Genomic DNA, 20,084 nt, shown 5'->3' on the forward strand with positions numbered 1-20,084 from the left:
TGCCGGTAGATTGGGCGCCATGCCCGCCGCCGCCTTCGCGCCCTCGTCCCCCGCTGCTGTGCGCCAGTGGACCACCGACGTGGTGGCGCCGCCCGCGCGCCTGGACTACTGGGTGGGCGCGATCTGCGAGGCGTTTCTGGAGATGGATTGCAGCTCCCGCGAGGCGCCGCTGTTTGGCGGGGAACTGCAAAGCCTGCCGGTGGAGACGTTGTCCATCAACCGCGTACGGGCCTCCACCCAGGATGTGTTTCGCACGCCCGCAGGCATTGCACGCAGCCGCCAGCTGCCTTTCTACCTGATCGGCCAGGCCGAGACCGCGTGGCATGTGCGCCAGGATGGCCATGTGGCCCATCTGCGGCCGGGCGATGTGGTGCTGCTGGATTCGGCACGGCCTTACGAACTGCATTTTCCTGATGGTGTGCACTGTGTGTCGCTGCAGCTGCCGCGCGCCTGGGTGGGGCAGTGGCTGGAGCAGGCCGAGGCGCCCGGCCCGCGCGTGGCCTGGCGGGACCAGGGCTGGGGCCAGAGCCTGGGGGCGCTGGCCGTGCAGCTGGCACGTGACCCGTCCTCGGCGCAGGCACTGCCGCCAGCATTGCTGTCCGACCACCTGGGGGCGCTGTTGTGCGCTGCGCTGGAGCCACCCCAGCCACCGGCACCCACTGCGGCGCGCAGCCTGCATGCCCATCTGTGTGCGCTGATCCGGGCGCGCATCGACCAGCCGGGCCTCTCGGCCCCGGCGCTGGCGCAGGAGGCGGGCGTGTCGCTGCGCACCCTGCACCGGGCCTTTGCGGCGCAGGGCCACACCTTTGCGGGCACGTTGCGCGAACTGCGCCTAGCGCGTGCAGGCGAGCTGCTGCGCCGTCCCCAGCTGGCCCATGTGGCCGTGGGCGAGATTGGGCGGCGCTGCGGCTTTGCCGACCCTTCGCATTTCGCACGCGCCTTCCAGCGCGCCATGGGGGTGTCGCCCGCGCAGTGGCGGCGTGGCGGCTGATTCCGTTTACAAATCATCCGCGTCGTTGTTGCTTCGCCTTGCCGCGCTACACGGCGGTGAAGCTTTTGGCACACCCAGCACAGCCGGCTGGCACGCACAGGCCATTACTTACCACCAGGTGTTTCTAAGGTAGCGGCAGGGCGGATCGCCCGGTCCAGCAACACAACCCCAAGGAGACACACATGCCGGATACCTATGTCCTGGTCCATGGCGCCTGGCACACCGGCGCCGAAATGGAAGCCACCGCCACCCACCTGCGGGCGCGCGGCCACACGGTGCATTGCCCCACGCTCGCGGGCAACAACCCCGGCGACGACCGCGCGGCCACGGGCCTGGCCGACGCGGTGGATTCGCTGGCGGCCTTCATCGAAGGCCAGGGCCTGACCGACGTGCGCCTGGTGGGCCACAGCTACGGCGGCATGGTCATCAGCCACATGCCCGCGCGTCTGCCTGGGCGCATCCGCCGTCTGGTGTACTGGAACGCCTTTGTGCCGCAGCCGGGCGAGTGCCTGAATGACCTGGTGCCGCCGCATTACCGTGCGCTGTTCGACCAGGTCGCGGCGAGCAGTGGCAATGCCGTAATGCTGCCGTACCCCATCTGGCGCGAGGCCTTCATCAACGATGCCGACGAGGCCCTGGCGCAAAGCACCTACGCGCTGCTTAACCCCCACCCCTACCGCACCTTCACCGAACCCGCGCAACTGCCCGTGCCGCTGGCCGCGCTGGAGGTGGGCAAGAGTTACCTCAACGCGCAGCAGGACACCGCGCTGCCGCACAGCCTGCCCTGGCACCCGCGCCTGTCGGAGCGGCTGGGCCTGTTCCGCCTGGTGGAGTGCCCGGGCAGCCATGAGCTGTGCTTTTCCGACCCGGCATCGGCTGCCTTGCACATCGAGCGGGCAGGGCGCGACTGAAGGGAACCAGAGTTTTTTGCGCTGACTACAAGGTTTTTTGGCCTCTAGCGCCTGCTGGGTAAGTGCTGATTGCTATCAATTCAGGAGTGACCCGCTACTCCCCGCCTCCAGCAGCCGTGTGAGCAGCGGGTGCATCACCTTGCGGGCGCTGTAGATCAGGTGGAACTGCTCCTGCACGTCCGGCGTGGTGCCCACCTGCACCAGTCTGTGGGTCTGTGCCAGGTGCTCGCCCAGCGACACCGGCGCGGGCATCACGCCCATGCCGGTGGCGGCAAAGGTGCTCAGCAGCGCGCTGTCTTCAAACTCGCCCGCGATGCGCGGGCGGATGCGCTCGCGCTCCAGCCAGTGGTCGATGCGCGCGCGCATCGCGGCGTGGTCGGTGGGCAGCAGCACGGGCACCACGGCCAGGCTGTGGGGGAAGTTGTTGGCCGCCGCCTCGGCCCACAGCGGCGGCGCGTACCAAGCGATGGCGCTGCTGCCCAGCAACTGGCTGGTGGTGCGCAGCGCCGGGTTGGGGGGCGCGGCGCGGTCGGCCAGTACCGCGTCAAGCTTGTGCAGCGCCAGCTCGCCCAAGAGGGGCTGGAACTCGCCCTCGTGGCACAGCAGGCGCAGGTGCGGCTCGTCCAGCACGGGGGTCAGCAGCCGGTGCACGGCCAGCTTGGCGATGCCGTCGGAGATGCCCAGGTTCAGCCGCAGCGTCTGGCCGGTGGCCGCCTCGCGCACGCGCACGGGGAGCAGCTCGCCCAGCGCAAAGATGTGGTCGGCCTCGTGCAGCGCGGCCACGCCCGCATCGGTCAGCACCAAGTTGCGGCCCTCGGTGCGCAGCAGGCTCACGCCCAGCGACTTTTCAAGCTCCCGCACCTGGGCGCTGATGGTCTGCATGGCCATGTCCAGCCGCTCAGCGGCGCGGGCGATACCGCCCTCCTTGGCCACCACCCAGAAGTAGAAAAGATGGCGGTAGTTGAAGCTCTGGCTCATGGGTTCTTCCGAGGGAAAAGGGTTTTGTTCGTAAAAACCGAATCAATACTACTGTGATAACAGGTTTTAAAGAAGTACCTCAGCCCCTACAGTCCGGGGCTTGGGCGTCCGGCTTGCCCGGACGTGTGAGGGCATCTTTGGAGAAACTTGATGGAAACGATCGGAACGTGGTGGATGTGGGCGGGATTTGCCGTCTTCGTGGTCATTGCCATAGGCGTGGACCTGCTGGTCATGGAGCGCCAGGGAGCGCACAAGGTCACCATGGGCGAGGCAGCGCGCTGGAGCCTGTTGTGGTTCTCACTGGCGTTTGTGTTTGTGGCCATTCTGTGGTGGTACCTGGACGGAAGCCAGGGCCGTGAGATTGCCAACACCGTCTCTATGCAGTTCATCACCGGCTATCTGGTCGAAAAGAGCCTGTCGGTGGACAACATCTTTGTCTTCCTGATGCTGTTCAGCTACTTTGCCGTGCCGCCGCAGTACCAAAAGCGCGCGCTCATCATCGGCATCATCGGTGCCATCGTGCTGCGCACGCTGCTCATCCTGGCAGGTGCCTGGCTGCTGGCCACCTTCCACTGGCTGCTGTATGTGTTCGGTGCGTTCCTGGTCGTCACCGGCGTGAAGATGTGGTTTGCCGCTGGGCAGGAGCCTGACATCGCCGCCAACCCGGTGCTCAAGTTCCTGAAGAAGCGCATTCGCATCACCGACCAGTTCGATGGCGAGAAGCTCTCCACCATGATCAACGGCGTCAAGCACTTCACTCCCCTGTTTGTGGTGCTGGTGCTCATCGGCACCACCGACATCATCTTTGCGGTGGACAGCATCCCGGCCATCTTCGCGATCACCAGCGACCCGTTCATCGTGCTCACGGCCAACATCTTTGCCATTTTGGGCCTGCGTGCGCTGTACTTCCTGCTGGCTGACCTGGCCAACCGCTTCCACCTGCTGGCCTATGGCCTGGCGCTGGTGCTGGTGTTCATTGGCGGCAAGATGCTGCTCATCGACTTTGTGAAGATCCCGATCGGCTATGCGCTGCTGGTGACGGCGTCGCTGATTGCAGGCTCCATCTTCCTGTCGCTGCGCAGCTCGGGCGAAAGCGCCCATGGCGCTCCGGCCCTGCCGCGCAAGGACTGAGTGCAGTGGTAAGCCAGATGCTTTGTTCAATGCGCCGCTGGCTGCGCGCCCTGGAGCCACGCGCCCGCGCACACCTGGACCGGGACTGGCTCATCCGCCTGCGCCCCTGGCTGGAGCGGCGCGAGCTGTTTCGCTTTCAGCGCCAGCCCCTGGCGCGCGGGGTGGCGGCGGGCCTGTTCTGTGGGCTGATCCCCGGGCCGCTGCAGATTCCGGGCACGCTGCTGGTCTGCGCCTGGCTGCGCGGCAACATCGTGGCGGGCGGGGTGGCCACGTTCTATACCAATCCGCTCACCACCGTGCCGCTGTATGCGCTGGCCTTCTATCTGGGCGCGTTGGTGATGCCGGGCACCCAGACTTTGCCCGCGTGGAGCAGCGTGGTGCCGGGCGGAGACTTCTCGGTGCAGGCGCTGGGCGCCTGGATGCAGGCCCTGGGCACACCGCTGCTCGTGGGCCTGCCCACGCTGGGCCTGGTGATGGCGGCGCTGGGCTATGCCACGGTGCAACTTTTGTGGCTGGCGCCCGCCCTGCAGCGCAAGCGGCGGCTGGCGCGCAGCCGCTGAGCGTCCTGCGACGGGAGCGTGGCTTTTGCCAGCGACACCGTGGAACTGGCTTTGCCAGGCCATGGGTGGCGTCCCCTCCAGGGGAAAACGGCGCAGCCGTTCAGGGAGTTAATCGAGTTTCACGCCCACCTTCGTAATGACTCGGCCCCACTTTTCGCGCTCGGTGCGCGCAAAGCTGCCCATCTGGGCGGCCGTGCCGGGCATGGGTTCCACACCCAGGGCCTGCAGCCGGGCCTTGGTGCGTGTGTCGGCCAGGGCCGTCTGCAGCGCCTTGCTGAAACTCGCGGCCACATCGGCCGATGCACCCGCGGGCACCACCAGGCCCTGCCATGCAAAACCTTCAAACCCTTGCAGGCCCTGTTCGGACATCGTGGGCACATCGGGCATGGTCGTCACGCGCTGCGGGCTGGCCACACCAATGGCCTTGACCTTGCCGCCGTTGAGAAACGGGTACACCGTGGCGCTGTCGATCCACATCGCGGGTACCTGACCACCAATCACATCCTGGATCGCCGGAGCCGCGCCGCGATACGGCACATGCGTGAGCTTGAGCCCGCTTTGCTCGCGGAACAGCTCGCCCACCAGGTGGTGCGGGCTGCCCGGCCCGGCCGACGCCCAGTTCACGCCATCGGCCTGCCCCTTGGCCCAGGCCATGAATTCCTTGAGGTTCTTGGCGGGCACGTTGTTGGACACCACCAGGAACATCGGAAAGCGCACCAGCAGGCCCACGGGTTGGAAGTCCTTCTCGGCGTTGTAGGCGAGCTTGCTGAACAAGAACGGGTTGGCCGCCAGTGTGGCGAAGTCGGCCGAGAACATCAGGTTGCCAAAGTCCTTGTTGCGCGCACTGTACTCGGCCGCGATGTTGGTGCCCGCGCCGGGTTTGTTGTTGATGACGATGGGGCGGCCCAGCGTGGCCGACATGGATTCGGCAATCGTGCGCGCCACGATGTCTGAGCCGCCACCGGCCGCGTAGCCCACCACCCATTCGAGCGGTTTGGTGTCCTGGGCGTGGGCCAGGGGGAGGGTGGTGGCCAGGGCCAACCCGGCAAGGGTGGCGAGGAAGTGTTTGCGCTGCATGTGTTGTCTCCGTGGTGTTGTCAAAAAATGAAGGCAAAGCCTGGGCCCCGCACCGTCTGCGCGGTGCTGGAGCTGTGGGGTAAAAAAGGTGAGGCTAGGCCGCCACCGCGTGGGTGGGCACCACGGGCGTGATGGCCGGGGTGGTGCGCCGGTCGGCCGTGGGCACGGCACTGCCGCGCGCCAGTTGCAGCGCGTGCTGCAGCGTGGCCTGGTCGCCGATGTGGTTGGCCAGCAGCAGCACCAGGCGTGCGTTCATGGCGTGGCTATCGGGCGTGGACAGGCCCTGGTGCGCGGTAATCAGCGCTTCATAGAAGTCGTCGCAGGCCTGCAGGTTCGGTTGGGTGTTCAGCATGGGCATGTTCCTTGTCGTCTTCCTGGTCAGACGGCTGCGGCCGTGGCGCGGGCCAGTGCGCTGTGCACGGCCGCTTCGGTGGGCGTGCGCCAGCGTGCGCACACATGCTGGTCGGGCCGCACGAGGTACACGGTGCGCGGCAGCGCATCCAGCCGCTGGGCGGCCAGCGCCTGGTGGTCGATCACGTCGATACCGATCTGCAGCACCTTCACCTGGGGCAGGCCACGCGCCCAGGTGGGTGCCGGGCCAAACACCAGCAGCGTGAAGTCCGGCCCCAGCTCGCGCAGCAGCCAGGTGGGCTGGCCCTGTTTCGTCAAGGGTGCATCCAGCAGCACGGCACCGGGCACCTGGGTGCCTGCGAAGTGATCGGTATCCGGCGTGTTCAGCGGCGACTGGTGCAGCGTGGCGGGCACCGACAGGCGCCCGCTGTTGACGATGCGCCGTGCAAACGCATGCTCGCGCGCCAGGTGCAGTGCCGCGTCGCGGAACAGGCGGCTCACCTCGCTCTTGGGCGTGATGAAGTCGGTGGCGCGGGTGGAGTTGCACAGGTTCTCATCGGCCGCGTATTCACGCTCGGGGCCATAGGTGCTCACCAGCGCGGGGCTGGCGCGGCCCTGGAGCACCCAGTCCAGCTTCCAGGCCAGGTTCTCCGCGTCCTGCACGCCGCTGTTGGCGCCCCGTGCGCCAAAGGGCGAAACGCCGTGGGCGCTGTCGCCCGCGAAGACGACGCGGCCGTGCACGAACTGGTCCATGCGCAGGCAGGCAAAGGTGTAGACGCTGGCCCAGTCCAGCTCAAACTGTGCATCCGCACCCAGCAGCGCCTTCACGCGCGGGATGATGTTCTCGGGCTTCTTTTCTTCTTCGGGGTCGGCGTCCCAGCCCAGCTGGAAGTCGATGCGCCAGACGTTGTCGGGCTGGCGATGCAACAGCACGCTCTGGTTGGGGTGAAAGGGTGGGTCGAACCAGAACCAGCGCTCGGTCGGGAAGTTCGCTTCATCCGCCAGCTTCACATCAGCGATCAGGAAGCGGTCCTGAAAAATGCGCCCCTTGCTCTCCAGTCCCAGCATCTGCCGCGTGGGCGAGCGCGCGCCGTCGCAGGCCACCAGCCATTGCGCATCGATCTGGTAAGCGCCCTCGGGCGTGTCGATGCTCAGCAGCGCGCCGTCCGCGCGGCTTTGCACCGCAGTGACCTTGTTGTGCCAGCGGATGTCGATGCCCGGCAGCTGCAGCGCGCGCTCCACCAGGTAGGCCTCGGCGTAGTACTGCTGCAGGTTGATGAAGGCGGGGCGCTCGTGGCCTTCTTCTGGCAGCAGATTGAATTCATACAGCTGCTCGTCTTTGAGGAACACCTTGCCCAGGTTCCACGACACGCCCTTGTCCACCATGCGCTGGCCCACGCCCAGGCGGTCCCAGATCTCCAGCGTGCGCTTGGCAAAGCAGATGGCGCGCGAGCCGATGGAGAGCTTGTGGTCGTTGTCCAGCACCACCACACGCTGCCCGCGCTGGGCCAGGTCGATGGCGAGCGACAGGCCCACGGGGCCCGCGCCGATCACCACGATGGGGTGTCGTGCAGGCTTCGCGCCGTCCTGGTCGGGCGAGCGCACATAACCAAAATCGAGGGCCTGCACCTCGGCGCCGCTGGCGTGGAAGGCCTCTGGGGGAATGTCTCTGGGGTTCATGTTTTTGTCTCCTCCAACCTCAGCGGCCTAGCCTTCCAAAGCCTTCCACATTTGGATGTCGCGCTCAGCGGTCCAGATGCGTGGGTCGGGGTATTGCGTGGCCTCGTCGTACGCACGGGTCACGTCAAACGGCATGCAGTGGTTGAAGATGACCCAGTGGCCGTACTTGGGCTGCAGCTTGGCGAAGGTGGCTTCGTAGACCTTGCGCAAGTCTTCACCCTTCGCAGCACTGGCCTTCACGCTCTCGTACAGGTCGCTGATGAAGGCGCGTGTGCCCGCCAGGCCCGCCTGCACCTGCTCGGGCGTCTGCAGCGCGGCGCCACGGCCGGGCACCAGCTTCTCGGGCTTCAGCGCCGCAATGTTGTCCAGCGTTTGCGGCCAGTCCTGGAAATACGCGTCGCCCGCATACGGCGTGGCGTCGAACTCCACCAGGTCGCCGCTGAACAGGATCTTTTCCTGCGGCAGCCAGGCCACCGTGTCGCCCTTGGTGTGGCCCCGGCCCAGCTGCAGGATCTGCACCTCCAGCTTGCCCAGCCACAGGGTCATCTTCCTGTTGAAGGTCATGGTCGGCCAGGTCAGGCCGTCCGGCACGCTCTCCACGTTCTGGAACAGGCGCGGAAAGCGGCCGATCTCGCTGTCCTTGTCGAACTGGCCGCGCTCCACGATCAGGTCGCGCGTGTCCTCGCTGGCAATGATGTGCTCGGCGCCGTACGCACTGGCCCCCAGCACGCGCACCGCGTGGTAGTGGGAGAGCAGGACGTACTTGATGGGCTTGTCCGTCACCTCGCGGATGCGGCGGATCACGTCCTGCGCCATCACGGGCGTGGCCTGGGTGTCGATCACCATCACCGCGTCGTCGCCAATGATGATGCCGGTGTTGGGGTCGCCCTCGGCCGTGTAGGCATAGGCGTGGTCGGAGAGCTTGTCGAAGCTCACCTTCTTCACTTCGAGGTCGGCGGCAGAGGCAAAGGTTTTGACGGTGCTCATGGTGGTGATTTGTTAATGGTGAATGCGTTTATCTAAACGGAATGCGTTGATGTTAGGCAAGAAATTCGTTCATGTCTAACGCATTTGTTTAGGTGTAAACCCGAAGGGCGTGTGGATGCTGTGCTGCGTGGACAATCGCCCCATGCCCATGACGACCCCCGACCTGCCCCCCGCCGACGACGAAGACACGCCCCGCAGCCCGCGCGGCATCCAGAGCGTGGAGGTGGGCGGCCAGCTGCTGAAGGTGCTGGCGCGCACCGGCCGGCGCATGGCGCTCAAGGACCTGGCCCGCGCGGCGGACATGACGGCCGCCAAGGCGCACCCCTACCTGGTGAGCTTTGGCAAGCTGGGCCTGATCGAGCAGGACGCCGTGAGCGGCCACTACGGCCTGGGCCCCTTGGCCATGCAGCTGGGCCTGATCAGCCTGCAGCAGGTGGACCCGGTGCGCCTGGCCATTGCCGAGCTGCCCGCGCTGGCCCAGCGCATCGGCTACACCGTGTCGGCCTCGGTCTGGGGTGACAACGGCCCCACCATCATCCGTGTGGAAGAAGGCCCCACGGCCGTGTATGTGGCCATGCGCCACGGCACCACGGCCTCGGTGCGGCACACGGCCACGGGCAAGGTGTTTGCAGCCTTCGGCCCGCGAGAGCGCGCTGCGGCTGCGCTGGCGGCCGAAGGGTTTGCGGGGGCCCTGGATGAACCCGCGTTTGCGGCCGAGTTGGAGGCGGTGCGCCAGCACCAGATCAGCGAGGTGACCGACCAGCTCCTGCCCGGCATCAGCGCGCTGGCAACGCCGGTGTTTGACGGGTTTGGGCAGCTGGTGTTGTGCCTGGCGGTGATAGGGCCCAGCGCCACGCTGCAGACGGGGCTGGGCAGTGCTGTCGCAGGCCATCTGCGCGACACCGCGCGCAGCCTGTCGCAGCGCCTGGGCGCCGCGCAGGGCACCAAACCCTGAGCCGCCGTCAGCCGCCGCGCAATATGCGCGCCTTGATGCGGCTGAGCGCCACCGGCGTCACGCGCACATAGCTGGCAATGTCGCGCTGGCGCACCTGGGCGGCGATCTGCGGGTGCTGCTGCAGAAAGCGCCGGTAGCGCTCTTCGGGCGACAGGGTGAGCAACTCCATCTCGCGCTGCTCCTTGCGCTGGCCGTACATGCGGTAGGCATTGCTCAGCGCGCGTTGCCACCCCATGTGGCGCGCGGCCAGCGCTTCCAGCGCGGCATGGTCGATCTGCTCCACCGTGCAGGGCCCGCCTTCCGCCAGGGCGGTGTAGCTGGTAACGCCGCCCGGCTGCAGTGCCGTGAGGCTGGCAAAACACATGCCGGCCGGCACAAACCCCTTGACCCAGGCGTCACCTACGGCCGTCTCGTACACCATCTTGATGAGTCCTTGGTTCACCACAAACACCCGGGGCTGCGCCTCGCCCGCGTGGAACAGCACCTCGCCCGGCCGCAGCTGCCGCACCGTGGTGGCGCGGTCCAGAGCCTCCCACTCGGGCAGCGGGGCCTGTGCCAGTTGCTCCAGCACCGTGTGGGTGGAATGAGAAAAGGTCGGCAAAAGAGGACTCCGTTAACCCAGGTTATCGCCAGCACAGCACGCCATCGGCAGACTGCGGGCCATGTCTTGATTGTGCAAGGAGAGGTCGGAATGCAACGTTTGCTGCTGCCCCCTGTGGTCTGGTTTGCGTCGGTCGGTGCGATGGTGATTTTGCAGCGCACCTGGCCCGTGGCCGTGCTGCCCGCCGATGGGCGCGTGCTGGCCTGGTGGGCGGGGGGTGTGCTGGTGCTGGCGGGCCTGGCCATTGCCCAGTGGCATGCCCGCCTGTTCAAGCGAATCGGCACCAACATCAACACCTTTGGCGAGCCCGGCACGCTCACCACAGCGGGCCTGTTTGCACACACCCGCAACCCCATGTACCTGGGCATGCTGCTGGCCCTGGCGGGTGTGGCGCTGGCGCTGGGCACTTTGTCGCCGTGGTTGCTGGTGTTGCAGTTTTTTGTGCTCGCGCAGTGCTGGTACATCCCGCTCGAAGAGCGCAAGCTGGCGGCCCGTTTTGGACGCCAGTACGCGGACTACTGCCGGGATGTGCGGCGCTGGATCTAGGCTCCTTGAGAGCGCGCCAGTGCCTGGTCAACGTCCCACAGGATGTCGTCCAGGTCTTCAATCCCCACCGACAGCCGAACCATGTCCGCGCTCACGCCAGCGCGGGCCAGCTCTTCTTCGCTCAGTTGGCGGTGCGTGGTTGACGCAGGGTGGATCACCAGCGTCTTGGCGTCGCCGATGTTGGCGAGGTGGCTCAGGAACTCGCAGGCGTCGATGAACTTCTCGCCCGCCGCAGCGCCTCCCTTCACGCCAAACGTGAGGATGCCCGAGGCGCCCGGCGCCCCGTCCACAGCACGAAACTGCTTTTGCGCCAGATCGTAGTACGGCGAATCCGCCAGACCCGGGTAGTTGACCCACGCCACCTGCGGATGGCTTTGCAGAAACTTCGCCACCGCCAACGCATTGCGGCAGTGTTCGCGCATGCGCAGGTGCAGGGTTTCGGCGCCCTGCAGCAGCTGCCACGCGTTCATGGGCGAGAGCACGCCGCCGAAGGTGCGGTTGACCTCCATGCGCGCCTTCATCGTGTAGCCAAAGTCGCCAAAGGTCTCGTAGAACTTCACGCCGTGGTAGGCGCGGCTGGGCTCCACCATCTCGGGGAACTTGCCGTTGTCCCACGGAAACTTGCCACCCTCCACCACCACGCCGCCCATGGTGGTGCCGTGGCCGCCGATGTACTTGGTGGCGCTGTGCACCACGATGTCGGCGCCGAGCTGCAAGGGGTTGCACAGGTAGGGGCTGGCCACCGTGTTGTCGATGACGAGCGGCACGCCGTGCGCATGCGCCACCTCGGCCACGGCGGCGATGTCGAGCACGTTGACGAGTGGGTTGCCAATGGTTTCGCCATACACGGCGCGGGTGTTGGGGCGCATGGCGCGTGCAAAGTTTTCTGGGTCGGCCGGGTCCACAAATGTGGTCTCGATGCCCAGGCGAGAGAAGCCCACTCCCAGCTGGCCCACCGTGCCCCCGTAGAGCGTGCTGGCCGCCACGATGTGGTCGCCGGTTTTCAGGATGGCCAGCAGCGCCGCCATCTGCGCGGCCATGCCGCTGGCGCAGGCCAGGGCGGCACGGCCGTTTTCGAGGCTCGCAATGCGCTCCTCGAACACCGCCACCGTGGGGTTGCTGATGCGGCTGTAGACGTTGCCAAAGGTCTGCAGGTTGAACAGGCTGCTGGCGTGCTCGGCGTTGTCGAACACAAAGCTCGTCGTCTGGTGGATGGGCGTGGCGCGTGCGCCAGTCACGGGGTCGGGCTGGGCGCCGGCGTGGATGGCGCGGGTGCCGAAGCCGAACTCGCGGTCGGCGCCATTGGAGGGGGCTGAGGACATGGGATCTTGAGGAAATTGGCTGCTAGCGCTTTATGGATAAGCGCTAATAGCTATGAATTTGATAGCTTTAAGTTTGGCTGCGAATTGGCTAGTAAGGCAGCTGCCGCAGGCGCTTGGCGCTGATGACCCGTGTGTTCACGCCCATCCAGCCCAGGCCGCCAAACAGCCGCGCGTGCTCGATCTTCACGCAGCGGTTTTCGATCACCTGCAGCCCGGCGGCCTCGGCGCGTTGCCTGGCCGCCTCGTTGAACACCCCCAGTTGCAGCCACAGGCACTTTGCGCCGATGGCGATGGCTTCATCGGCCAGCGGCGGGATGTCCTCACTTTTGCGAAAGCAGTCCACCATGTCGATCTTCTGCCCCTGCGCCGCCAGCGCGGCAGCGGCTTCGGTCACGCTGGCGTAGGCGGTTTCGCCCAGGATCTGCCCGCCCTCGCGCGCGACGAGCGGATTCACCGGCACGATGCGGTAGCCATGTGCCTGCATGTACTTGGCCGCGAAATAGCTGGGTCTGTGCCATTGGGGCGACAGTCCCACCACCGCAAGGGTGCGGCAGTGCGTCAGAATATCGCGCAGGGTGCTGATGGTGTCGGGCGTGCGTTTCATACATGGCAGTGTATGGGGGCGAACCGCTGCGGCGCCAGACCCCCGCGTTGTCCACCCACACTGCCATCAACACGGTGGCACCGACCCAGAATCCGAGGAGATCCCGTGCAGAACCCACCACGCGCCCGCCGCACCACTGGCCTTGTCGCCACGGCTGTTGTCTTGTCCACCTTTGCCCTGAGCGCCTGCACACCGCCCCGTGCCCCCGATGTGCCCAAGGTCCAGCGCGTCACGACCTACGCCTGTGACCGTGGCCCCATGATGGTGGTGCACTGGCCCGCCCAGCCCGATGGCCCTGCGCTGCTGGAAATGAATGGCCGCACCGTGCCGCTGCAGCCTGAGCGCGTGGCGTCGGGTTTTGGATACGGTGATGGCGGCACCTACATCCGTGGCAAGGGCAACACCATGTACTTCCACAGTCCGCGCGCTCTGCGGGTGAACTGCGTGGCGCGCTGAAATTCTTTTTTCAGCTGGCCGATTTGTACTTGATGCTGCAGCCGTAAGGCTGCGTCGTGGCCGCCGAAATCGGCTTGCCCGCCAGCGTTTCTGCCAGCCCCACCTTCACATAGTTGGTGGCCTTTTCGATGTCGGCCGGGCGGGCCGAGGGGATGCTGTCAATGCCGCCCGCGTAAATCAGCTGGCCCTGCGGGTTGACGATGTACAGGTGGGGCGTGGTGCGGGCGCCGTAGCTCTTGCCCACGGTGCCTTCCTCGTCCATCAGCACGGCGGTGGGGGTGGCCTTGCGCTCCTGCTTCCAGGCCATCAGCTTGGCGGGCTCCAGGTAGTCGCTGCTGGCTTTTTCGGTGGAGTTGATGGACAGCCACACCACGCCTTTGCCGATGGCGTCTTTCTGCGTGGCGGGCATGTTGCCGCTGTCGTAGTGCTTGCGCACGAAGGGGCAGCCGGGGTTGGTCCATTCCAGCACCACGTGTTTGCCCTTGAAGTCCGACAGGCGCACGGTTTTGCCCGACGTGTCCTTGAGCGTGAAGTCGGGTGCGGGCTGGCCCACGGTGGCGGCGGCCTGTGCGCCCAGGGCAACCAGGGCGGCGGTGGCGATCAACGTACGGCGAAGCAGCTTCATGGCGGGGTCTCCTGAAGGGTTGGCGGGTGGTCGAAAGCAGGGAGGGCTATAGCTGGGCGATGGTGGCACGCACCTCGTCCACGCTGAGCACCTCGGTCAGTACCACCGGCGGCTTGCCGGGGCGGTAGAACACGTACACCGGCACGCCGCTGCGTCCAAGCTGGGTCAGCGCCGCCGTGATGGCAGGGTCGCGGCGCGTCCAGTCGGCGCGCAGCAGGGCCACGTTCTTGGTCTGCAGGTCGGCCAGCACATCGGCGTCGGCCAGCGTGGTCTTCTTGTTGTACTGGCAGGTCACGCACCAGGCGGCGGTGAAGTCCACAAACACCGGGCGGCCCGTGGCCACGATCTGCTCGGCCGCGCCGGGTGCCCAGGGTTGCCAGCCGGTGGCCGAAGCCTGCGTGGACGGTGTGGCGGCCTGCGCGGTAGGAATGTGCGTGATGTGGGGCGCAAAGGCCCAGACCAGCAAGGACATGGCCGCGATGGACACCGTGGCCATCCACACGCGCGCACGCCCGACCAGCGACAGGGCCCACACCACCAGCGACAGGCCCACCAGCAGGATCAGCAGCGCCCCCGCGCCGTCGATGCCACTTTGCTGGCCCAGCACCCACACCAGCCAGACGACAGTGGCCAGCATGGGGAAGGCCATGAGCTTGCGGAAGGTGTCCATCCACGCGCCGGGGCGGGGCAGGGCGCGCGCCACGGCGGGCACAAAGCTGGCCGCCAGGTACGGCAGCGCCAGCCCCAGGCCCAGCGCCGCAAACACGGCCAGCGCCTGGGGCGCGGGCAGCGTGGCGGTCAGGCCCAGGGAAGCGCCCATGAACGGCGCGGTGCAGGGGGATGCCACGGCCACGGCCAGCACGCCGGTGAGGAAGCTGTCGGCCACCGGGTGGCGGGCCTGCAGGCTGGCCACCGAGGACGGCAGGAAATGCCCGAATTCGAACACGCCCGCCAGGTTCAGCGCGATCAGCGTGAACAGTGCCGCCAGCGATGCCACCACGGCGGGCGACTGCAGCTGAAAGCCCCAGCCCACCGCCTCGCCTGCTGCGCGCAGGCCCAGCATGAGGGCGCCCAGGGCGATGAACGACAGCACCACACCCGCTGTGTAGGCGATGCCGCTCACGCGGTGCGCGCGCCGGTCTTGCGCATGCTGGGTAAAGCCCACCACCTTGATCGCCAGCACCGGGAACACGCAGGGCATGAGGTTGAGGATGAGCCCGCCAAGCAAGGCGCCCAGCAGCGCGGCCGTGAGGGTGAGGGACGAGGCGCCGGAGCCCATGGCTGGCGCGGCAGCGCCGCTTGCCTGCGCAGCATTGGCCTTGAGCGCGGCCTCCAGCGCGGGCGACACGCTGGCAACCGACGCCACCTGCGGCCAGGTGCCCAGCACCTTCAGCTCTGCGCGGTAGCCGGTGCGCGTGTCGGGGCCAGTGGCATGTGCGGGCGACTGCTCGGCCAGCACCACGGGCATCAGGCTGGGGCTGGCGCTGCGCTGGGCAGACAGGGGAATCTGCGCGGTCCACACGCTGCCGTTCCAGGCCTGCTTCCACTGCGCGGCGTTGTCGATGACTTCGGCGGTTTCGGGGAACAGGTCCAGTGTCTTGCCACGCAGCGCCACGGGCAGGCCCTGCACGCTGACGTTCAGCAGGTTGCCGTCGGCAATCTGCGCCTGGCTGTCCGGCACGATGCCGTTGGTGCCTGCCAGCACGGGTTGGGGCAGGGCCTTGGCGGCCGCCTCAAAGGCGGCGCCGTTGAGCGCCGTGGTGCTCTGGATGGGCAACTGCAGCGTGAATTCGCCTTCTTCGGGAATGCACTCCTTGCGGCACACCAGCCAGGAGGCGCGCAGCTTGATCGTTGCGTCCTTGGCCAACGGGCTGGGGGCAAAACTGCTGGCCACGGTGACGGGTACGGGCAGCAGCACCGTGCCTTCGTAGCCATAGTTGGCCAGCGTGCCGATGGGGATCTTCTTGGGCAGGGGCCAGGCGATCTCGCCCGCGTCCAGGCCGGCGGGCAGCGTCCAGGCCAGGTCGGTGGGCAGGCCGGAGTCGCCAGGGTTCTTCCAGTAGGTGTGCCACTCGGGCTGGTGGGTGATCGAGAGGCCCAGCCACAGCGGCTGGCCGGGCGCCACGCCCTGGGGTGCATGGGCCAGCAGCTCGGCACGCACATAGGGCGTGGTGACCACGCTGGTGCCCTGTCCGCTGGTTTTGGGGCTAAATTGGGCGTTTGCGCCCGTCCATAAAGCGCTTGCAGCTATCAAAAACAGAGTAACTGCGAGGCGGTAAAGCGGGCGTGAAGGCATGGTGCAGTGTGGGAGCTGGCAGGGCGGGTTTGGTTCCGGCGCCCCTGTGCTCTGCCTGCGGGGCGATCAGACTGGCGGAGGGGGATTCCCCGGAACCTTCCGCCAGCCAGGCGCCTATTGTGTCGCCAGGCTCAAATCCGCACGCGGGGTCCACTTTTCGGCTTGTTTGCCCGCTTTGGGCGCCGCCACAAACAGTCGCTCCACGGGCAGTTTTTGTGCCACCAGATACGCGCGGATCGCCTGGCCGCGCTGCGTGGCCAGTTCGGCGGCCATGGCCTCGGTGGCGGGCTGGTTGGCCAGCAGCAGGGCTTCCATCTCGGGCACGGTGAGCTCCTTGGCCAGGCCGACCAGGTTGCGCGGTTTGGGGATGTCGGCGCGGCGGTACACCTCCTTGAGCAGGGCGGGGTATTCGGCGGCTGATACGGGGGCGGTATCGCCCGGGTTGGCACGGCGTTTTTCGGCCAGCACCCGCTGCTGCAGGCTCTCGCGCCGCAGGCCTTCGCGCTCGTCTGGCAGGCTGGCCGTGCCGGTCACAGTGATCTTGAGCGCGGGGCGGTCGGCCAGGGCCTTGGCCACCTTGTCCAGGTTCTGCTGCGCCTCGGGCGTGAGCGTGGCGCTGCCGGGGGCAAAGGGCACGTGGCTCATCTCGTCGCCACCGCCGAAGGCGCTGGCCAGCAGGCTGAAGGGCGAGGTCAGCGCCTTGCCGATGAGGTTGACGATGATCTTGAAGATCACCGGGCCAATGCGGAACTGCGGGTCGTTGAGCGAGCCGCTGATGGGCAGGTCCAGGTCGATCACGCCCTGGCGGTCAGCCAGCAGGGCCACGGCCAGCTTCACGGGCAGGCTGTTGGGCGCGCCCTCCACGGGCTCGCCAAAGGTCAGCTGGTTGAGCACCAGCCGGTTGCTGGCGGTGAGCTGGCCGTTGGGCAGCACCTTGTAGTTCACGTCCACGCTGAGCTTGCCGCGCTCGATGCCATGGCCCGCGTATTTGACGGAATAGGGCGTGAGCGGGGGCAGCTCCAGGTCGCGCACCTTGCCCACGATGTCGAGGGCCAGCGGTTTGGCCAGCGGGTTGAGCTTGCCGGTCACTTCAAGCGACGCCGAGCCCTCGGCGCGGCCGCGCAGCTCCAGGTCGGCCAGCACGGGCTCGCCACCCGAGGCTTCGGACGAGAACGCGCTGAGCTTGCCAGTCAGCTCCGACAGGTCGGCCGAGTAGTTGGGCTTGATGAAAAAGTCCGAGAACAGCACCTTGCCGTTGACCAGGCTCACGGGGCCAAAGACCACCACAGGGGCCAGCGGGTCGGCCTGGGCCACCGCAGCCTGGGCAGGGGCGGTGGGCGTTGCCGATGTGGTTGAGGCGGGGGCCGATGCCGTGGGGGCGGCCGTGCTGGCCGCAGCGCTGGCCGCATTGGCCGCACGTGCCTCGGCCGGGGTCTTGGCAATGTCGCTCAGGTTGATGCGGCCGGCCTCGTTGATGGTGACCCGGGCAAAAAAGTCCACCAGGCTGGTCTCCTTGACCTCCACGCGCGGCGCGGTGCCGGGGGCGGTGGCCACGGCCAGGCCGCGCAGGTTCAGGCTCTTCCAGGCCAGCAATTCCTCACCCACCTGTGCTTCGGTCTTGGGGGTGAAGGCGGCGGTGCTGTTGGCCTGCAGGTCTTCCACCACGGCATCACCGTTCAGACGCAGACTGACTCCTTTGTCGGTCTGCGCCAGGGCCACCTGGCCCCGGTAGCCCACATCGGCGCGCAGCAGTTCTACCGACAGCTGGCTGGCCAGGTAGCCGTCGAGTGCGTGCAGCGGCAGGCGGGTGGCGTCGAGCTTGCCCTGGGTGGTCAGCGGCTGCAGGGCCAGCGTGCCCTGGTAGTCGAGCTTGCCCGGCGCGGCCTTGCTGCCCTTGCCCGGTGCGGCGGCGCGGGCGGTGAGCGTGAAAGCTTCGGGCTTGCTGCCGTCGCTGGCCAGGTTGCGGGCGGTGATGCCCAGGGCCGTCACCTCCAGCGCCACGGGGCGCGGCTGGGCGTTGTCGGCCAGCGAGACGGTGCCGCCTTGCACCGAGAAATCGGCCACGCGCAGCTTCCAGGGCGCGGCGTTGCTGGCGGGGGCTGGGTCGGTCGTTGCGCTGCCTTGCACGGAGGGCGCTGCCTTGAGCCAGCGCTCGAACATCCAGCGCCCGTCCGCGCCCCGTTCCACCGCCAGTTGCGGCTGGCTGATGGCTAGGCGCTCCAGCGTGGCGGCGCGTGCGTCCAGGGGCACTTCGGCCCCGGCAATGTCGAGCTTGCCCAGGCTGGCCAAGGTGGTCTTGCCTTGCTTGACGGCCAGTTGCTCCAGCGCCAAGGGGCCTGCCTTGAGGGTGACGCCGGTGGCGCCTGCCTGCGCGGCCTGTGGCGTGGGCGCTTGCCACAGCACACCCACATCGCCGCTGAGCTGGCCGGTCACCGTGGGCTCCAGCGTCTGGGCCAGGTAGGGCGCGGCCAGTTGCAGGGCCAGGGCGTTCAGGGTGGCGTTGACCTGGGCCTTCTGGTCCGTGGCTTCGCCGGTGAAGCTGAGTGTGCTGCCCTGCAGGTTGAGCCCGCCCTTGAAGGTAAAGGGTTTGGCGAAGGGGACGGCGACGTCGGCCGCATCCAGCGTGACCTCTGTGGCCTGCAGGGCCGCTGCGGGGCGCGTGGTCTGGTCGGCCCAGCGCAGGGTGCCGCCGCGCACTGCGGCGGTGGCGACTTCCACGACCCAGGCGGGTGCGGCCTTGGCCTTGGCTTTGCTGGAGGAAGCGGGCGAGGCAGAGGCCGATGCTGCGCTGGCGCTGGTCAGTGGCGAAGACGCCGGTTCAGCAGATGCAGGTGCCGCAGGTGCGGGGGTCTTGCCCTTGACCGCCGATGGCGGCGGTGCAGGCGGTGCCAGTTGCGCCAGGTTGATCTGGCCTGCTGCATCGCGCGTGGCGGTGACCACGGGCGCGGTCAGCTCCACATGCTGCAGTCGCACCACCTGGTCCAGAGGGCGCACATCGGCCATGTCGACTTTCAGGCGCTCATAGCTCAGCAGGTCGGCGCCCTGGCGGTCTGCGATGCGTACGCCGCTGGCTTGCACGGTGCCGGTCAGCTTCACGGCCATGCGCGGGTGCTGCTCAAAGGCCACCTTCACATCCGCATCCAGCGTGGCGCCCAACACCTTGACGGGCAGGTTGGCTGGCAAATAGCCCAAGTAGGGCGCGAGGTCCAGCCCGTCCAGCCGAATCTGCGCGTCAGCCTGGCCGGTCTGCGCAAACGGCGTGCCCTGGGCGGACGAGTCAAACCGGCTGCCATTGAGCGTGAACGCCAGGTGGGGCTCGACCTTCACCTCGCGTTGCGACGGCAAGGTGCTGATGAAAGGCACCTTGAGGGCCAGATCGCGCACCTCGTGGGTTTTATCCACGGCGGTGTCCGAGAAGTCGATGCTGCCACCCGTCAGTGCCAGGTTGTACAGCGCCACCCGTGCGGGGCCTTTGTCGGGCTCGGGTTCGGTGGTGGGAGCGGTGACCTTGGCGATGATGTCGTCCACGTCATAGCGGCCGTCGCCCAGGTGGGTGATGCGCAGCACCGGGTTTTCGATGGTGAAGGCGTCCACCACGGGCGCCAGGCGCAGCAGCGACTGCAACTCCCCATCGGCATAGACGCGGCCAATGGTCAGCTGTGGGGGCGCGCCGTTGGCACCCGCCACGGCCACGTCGCGCAGCGCGAATTCCAGGCTCCAGGGCTCAAAGTCGATGCCCCCCACGGTGACGGTGCGGCCCAGTTGTTCGGACGCAATGCGCTCCAGCGGCCCCTTGACCAGCGGCGGAATGGCCAGCCAGGTGACCAGCCACAACACGATCAACGCCGCCAGCGCGCGGACGGCGGGGCGGAACCAGCGGTGCTGGCGCAGGGAGGCAAACGAGACGGAGCGCAGGGAGATCGGCATGGCGGCAGGCAAAAGTGAGCGCCGCAGCCCCAGGACGCCGGGTGCAAGAAGTCCAAAAAAGGCCGCGCGCGCGGGCCGCTATTGTC

18 protein-coding genes are annotated in these 20,084 nt (G+C 67.4%); 7 read left to right on the plus strand and 11 right to left on the minus strand.

Annotated features, from left to right (window positions below; genetic code table 11):
* Positions 1-19: 19 nt before the first annotated feature.
* On the plus strand, positions 20-991 hold the full coding sequence (locus ACSQ22_RS15115) for a helix-turn-helix domain-containing protein (RefSeq protein ID WP_436130784.1): 972 nt from the start codon (positions 20-22) through the stop codon (positions 989-991).
* Between the two features lie 182 nt (positions 992-1,173).
* On the plus strand, positions 1,174-1,902 hold the full coding sequence (locus ACSQ22_RS15120; RefSeq protein WP_436130785.1) for an alpha/beta fold hydrolase: 729 nt from the start codon (positions 1,174-1,176) through the stop codon (positions 1,900-1,902).
* A 75-nt stretch (positions 1,903-1,977) separates the two neighbouring features.
* Here ACSQ22_RS15120 and ACSQ22_RS15125 read toward each other — a convergent pair whose 3' ends face one another.
* Entirely contained in the window at positions 1,978-2,880 is a 903-nt protein-coding gene (locus ACSQ22_RS15125) for a LysR family transcriptional regulator (RefSeq protein ID WP_436130786.1), read from the minus strand.
* A gap of 150 nt (positions 2,881-3,030) precedes the next feature.
* Between ACSQ22_RS15125 and ACSQ22_RS15130 the strand changes: the two genes are divergently transcribed.
* Together ACSQ22_RS15130 and ACSQ22_RS15135 are read left to right on the plus strand one after the other, a co-directional pair.
* Positions 3,031-4,011, plus strand: a complete 981-nt coding sequence (locus ACSQ22_RS15130) for a TerC family protein (RefSeq protein ID WP_436130787.1) — start codon at positions 3,031-3,033, stop codon at positions 4,009-4,011.
* A 17-nt stretch (positions 4,012-4,028) separates the two neighbouring features.
* Entirely contained in the window at positions 4,029-4,571 is a 543-nt protein-coding gene (locus ACSQ22_RS15135; protein WP_436130788.1) for a DUF2062 domain-containing protein, read from the plus strand.
* A gap of 108 nt (positions 4,572-4,679) precedes the next feature.
* On the opposite strand, the gene ACSQ22_RS15140 is transcribed toward ACSQ22_RS15135, so the two are convergent.
* From ACSQ22_RS15140 to ACSQ22_RS15155, 4 genes are all read right to left on the minus strand, one after another.
* The gene (locus ACSQ22_RS15140; protein WP_436130789.1) at positions 4,680-5,648 is read right to left on the minus strand and encodes a Bug family tripartite tricarboxylate transporter substrate binding protein; all 969 of its coding nucleotides are present in this window, start codon (positions 5,646-5,648) and stop codon (positions 4,680-4,682) included.
* A 94-nt stretch (positions 5,649-5,742) separates the two neighbouring features.
* Positions 5,743-6,000 carry a DUF2783 domain-containing protein gene (locus tag ACSQ22_RS15145; RefSeq protein WP_436130790.1) on the minus strand — a complete coding sequence of 86 codons (258 nt, stop codon included), beginning with the start codon at positions 5,998-6,000 and terminating at the stop codon, positions 5,743-5,745.
* A gap of 26 nt (positions 6,001-6,026) precedes the next feature.
* Positions 6,027-7,679 (minus strand): FAD-dependent oxidoreductase, encoded by a 1,653-nt coding sequence (locus tag ACSQ22_RS15150; RefSeq protein ID WP_436130791.1) that lies wholly within the window; start codon positions 7,677-7,679, stop codon positions 6,027-6,029.
* A gap of 27 nt (positions 7,680-7,706) precedes the next feature.
* The gene (locus ACSQ22_RS15155) at positions 7,707-8,666 is read right to left on the minus strand and encodes an MBL fold metallo-hydrolase (protein ID WP_343735621.1); all 960 of its coding nucleotides are present in this window, start codon (positions 8,664-8,666) and stop codon (positions 7,707-7,709) included.
* Positions 8,667-8,808: 142 nt separating this feature from the next.
* Between ACSQ22_RS15155 and ACSQ22_RS15160 the strand changes: the two genes are divergently transcribed.
* Positions 8,809-9,621, plus strand: coding sequence for an IclR family transcriptional regulator (locus ACSQ22_RS15160; RefSeq protein WP_436130792.1), 813 nt, complete (start codon positions 8,809-8,811; stop codon positions 9,619-9,621).
* 7 nt (positions 9,622-9,628) lie between these two features.
* Here the strand turns inward: ACSQ22_RS15160 and ACSQ22_RS15165 are convergent, their stop codons facing one another.
* A complete protein-coding gene (locus ACSQ22_RS15165; RefSeq protein WP_218301551.1) occupies positions 9,629-10,222 on the minus strand; it encodes a Crp/Fnr family transcriptional regulator in 594 nt (197 codons plus the stop codon).
* Between the two features lie 90 nt (positions 10,223-10,312).
* Here ACSQ22_RS15165 and ACSQ22_RS15170 point away from each other — a divergent pair, with 90 nt between their 5' ends.
* On the plus strand, positions 10,313-10,768 hold the full coding sequence (locus ACSQ22_RS15170) for a methyltransferase family protein (RefSeq protein WP_436130793.1): 456 nt from the start codon (positions 10,313-10,315) through the stop codon (positions 10,766-10,768).
* Here the strand turns inward: ACSQ22_RS15170 and ACSQ22_RS15175 are convergent.
* Positions 10,765-12,090 (minus strand): O-acetylhomoserine aminocarboxypropyltransferase/cysteine synthase family protein, encoded by a 1,326-nt coding sequence (locus ACSQ22_RS15175; protein WP_436130794.1) that lies wholly within the window; start codon positions 12,088-12,090, stop codon positions 10,765-10,767. The two genes, ACSQ22_RS15170 and ACSQ22_RS15175, sit on opposite strands and share 4 nt — an antisense overlap.
* An 88-nt stretch (positions 12,091-12,178) precedes the next feature.
* Positions 12,179-12,694, minus strand: coding sequence for a CoA-binding protein (locus ACSQ22_RS15180; protein ID WP_176887211.1), 516 nt, complete (start codon positions 12,692-12,694; stop codon positions 12,179-12,181).
* A 105-nt stretch (positions 12,695-12,799) separates the two neighbouring features.
* Here ACSQ22_RS15180 and ACSQ22_RS15185 point away from each other — a divergent pair, with 105 nt between their 5' ends.
* Positions 12,800-13,150 carry an MliC family protein gene (locus ACSQ22_RS15185; RefSeq protein WP_228899006.1) on the plus strand — a complete coding sequence of 117 codons (351 nt, stop codon included), beginning with the start codon at positions 12,800-12,802 and terminating at the stop codon, positions 13,148-13,150.
* Between the two features lie 10 nt (positions 13,151-13,160).
* On the opposite strand, the gene ACSQ22_RS15190 is transcribed toward ACSQ22_RS15185, so the two are convergent.
* From ACSQ22_RS15190 to ACSQ22_RS15200, 3 genes are all read right to left on the minus strand, one after another.
* Positions 13,161-13,775: a thioredoxin family protein gene (locus ACSQ22_RS15190; protein ID WP_436130795.1), complete on the minus strand. Its 615-nt coding sequence runs from the start codon at positions 13,773-13,775 to the stop codon at positions 13,161-13,163.
* A 46-nt stretch (positions 13,776-13,821) separates the two neighbouring features.
* A complete protein-coding gene (locus ACSQ22_RS15195) occupies positions 13,822-16,071 on the minus strand; it encodes a protein-disulfide reductase DsbD family protein (RefSeq protein WP_436130796.1) in 2,250 nt (749 codons plus the stop codon).
* Positions 16,072-16,185: 114 nt separating this feature from the next.
* Positions 16,186-19,998: a DUF748 domain-containing protein gene (locus ACSQ22_RS15200; RefSeq protein ID WP_436130797.1), complete on the minus strand. Its 3,813-nt coding sequence runs from the start codon at positions 19,996-19,998 to the stop codon at positions 16,186-16,188.
* Positions 19,999-20,084 lie beyond the last annotated feature (86 nt).

The organism is Acidovorax sp. LjRoot38, from assembly GCF_964252975.1.
Lineage (GTDB): Bacteria > Pseudomonadota > Gammaproteobacteria > Burkholderiales > Burkholderiaceae_C > Acidovorax > Acidovorax facilis.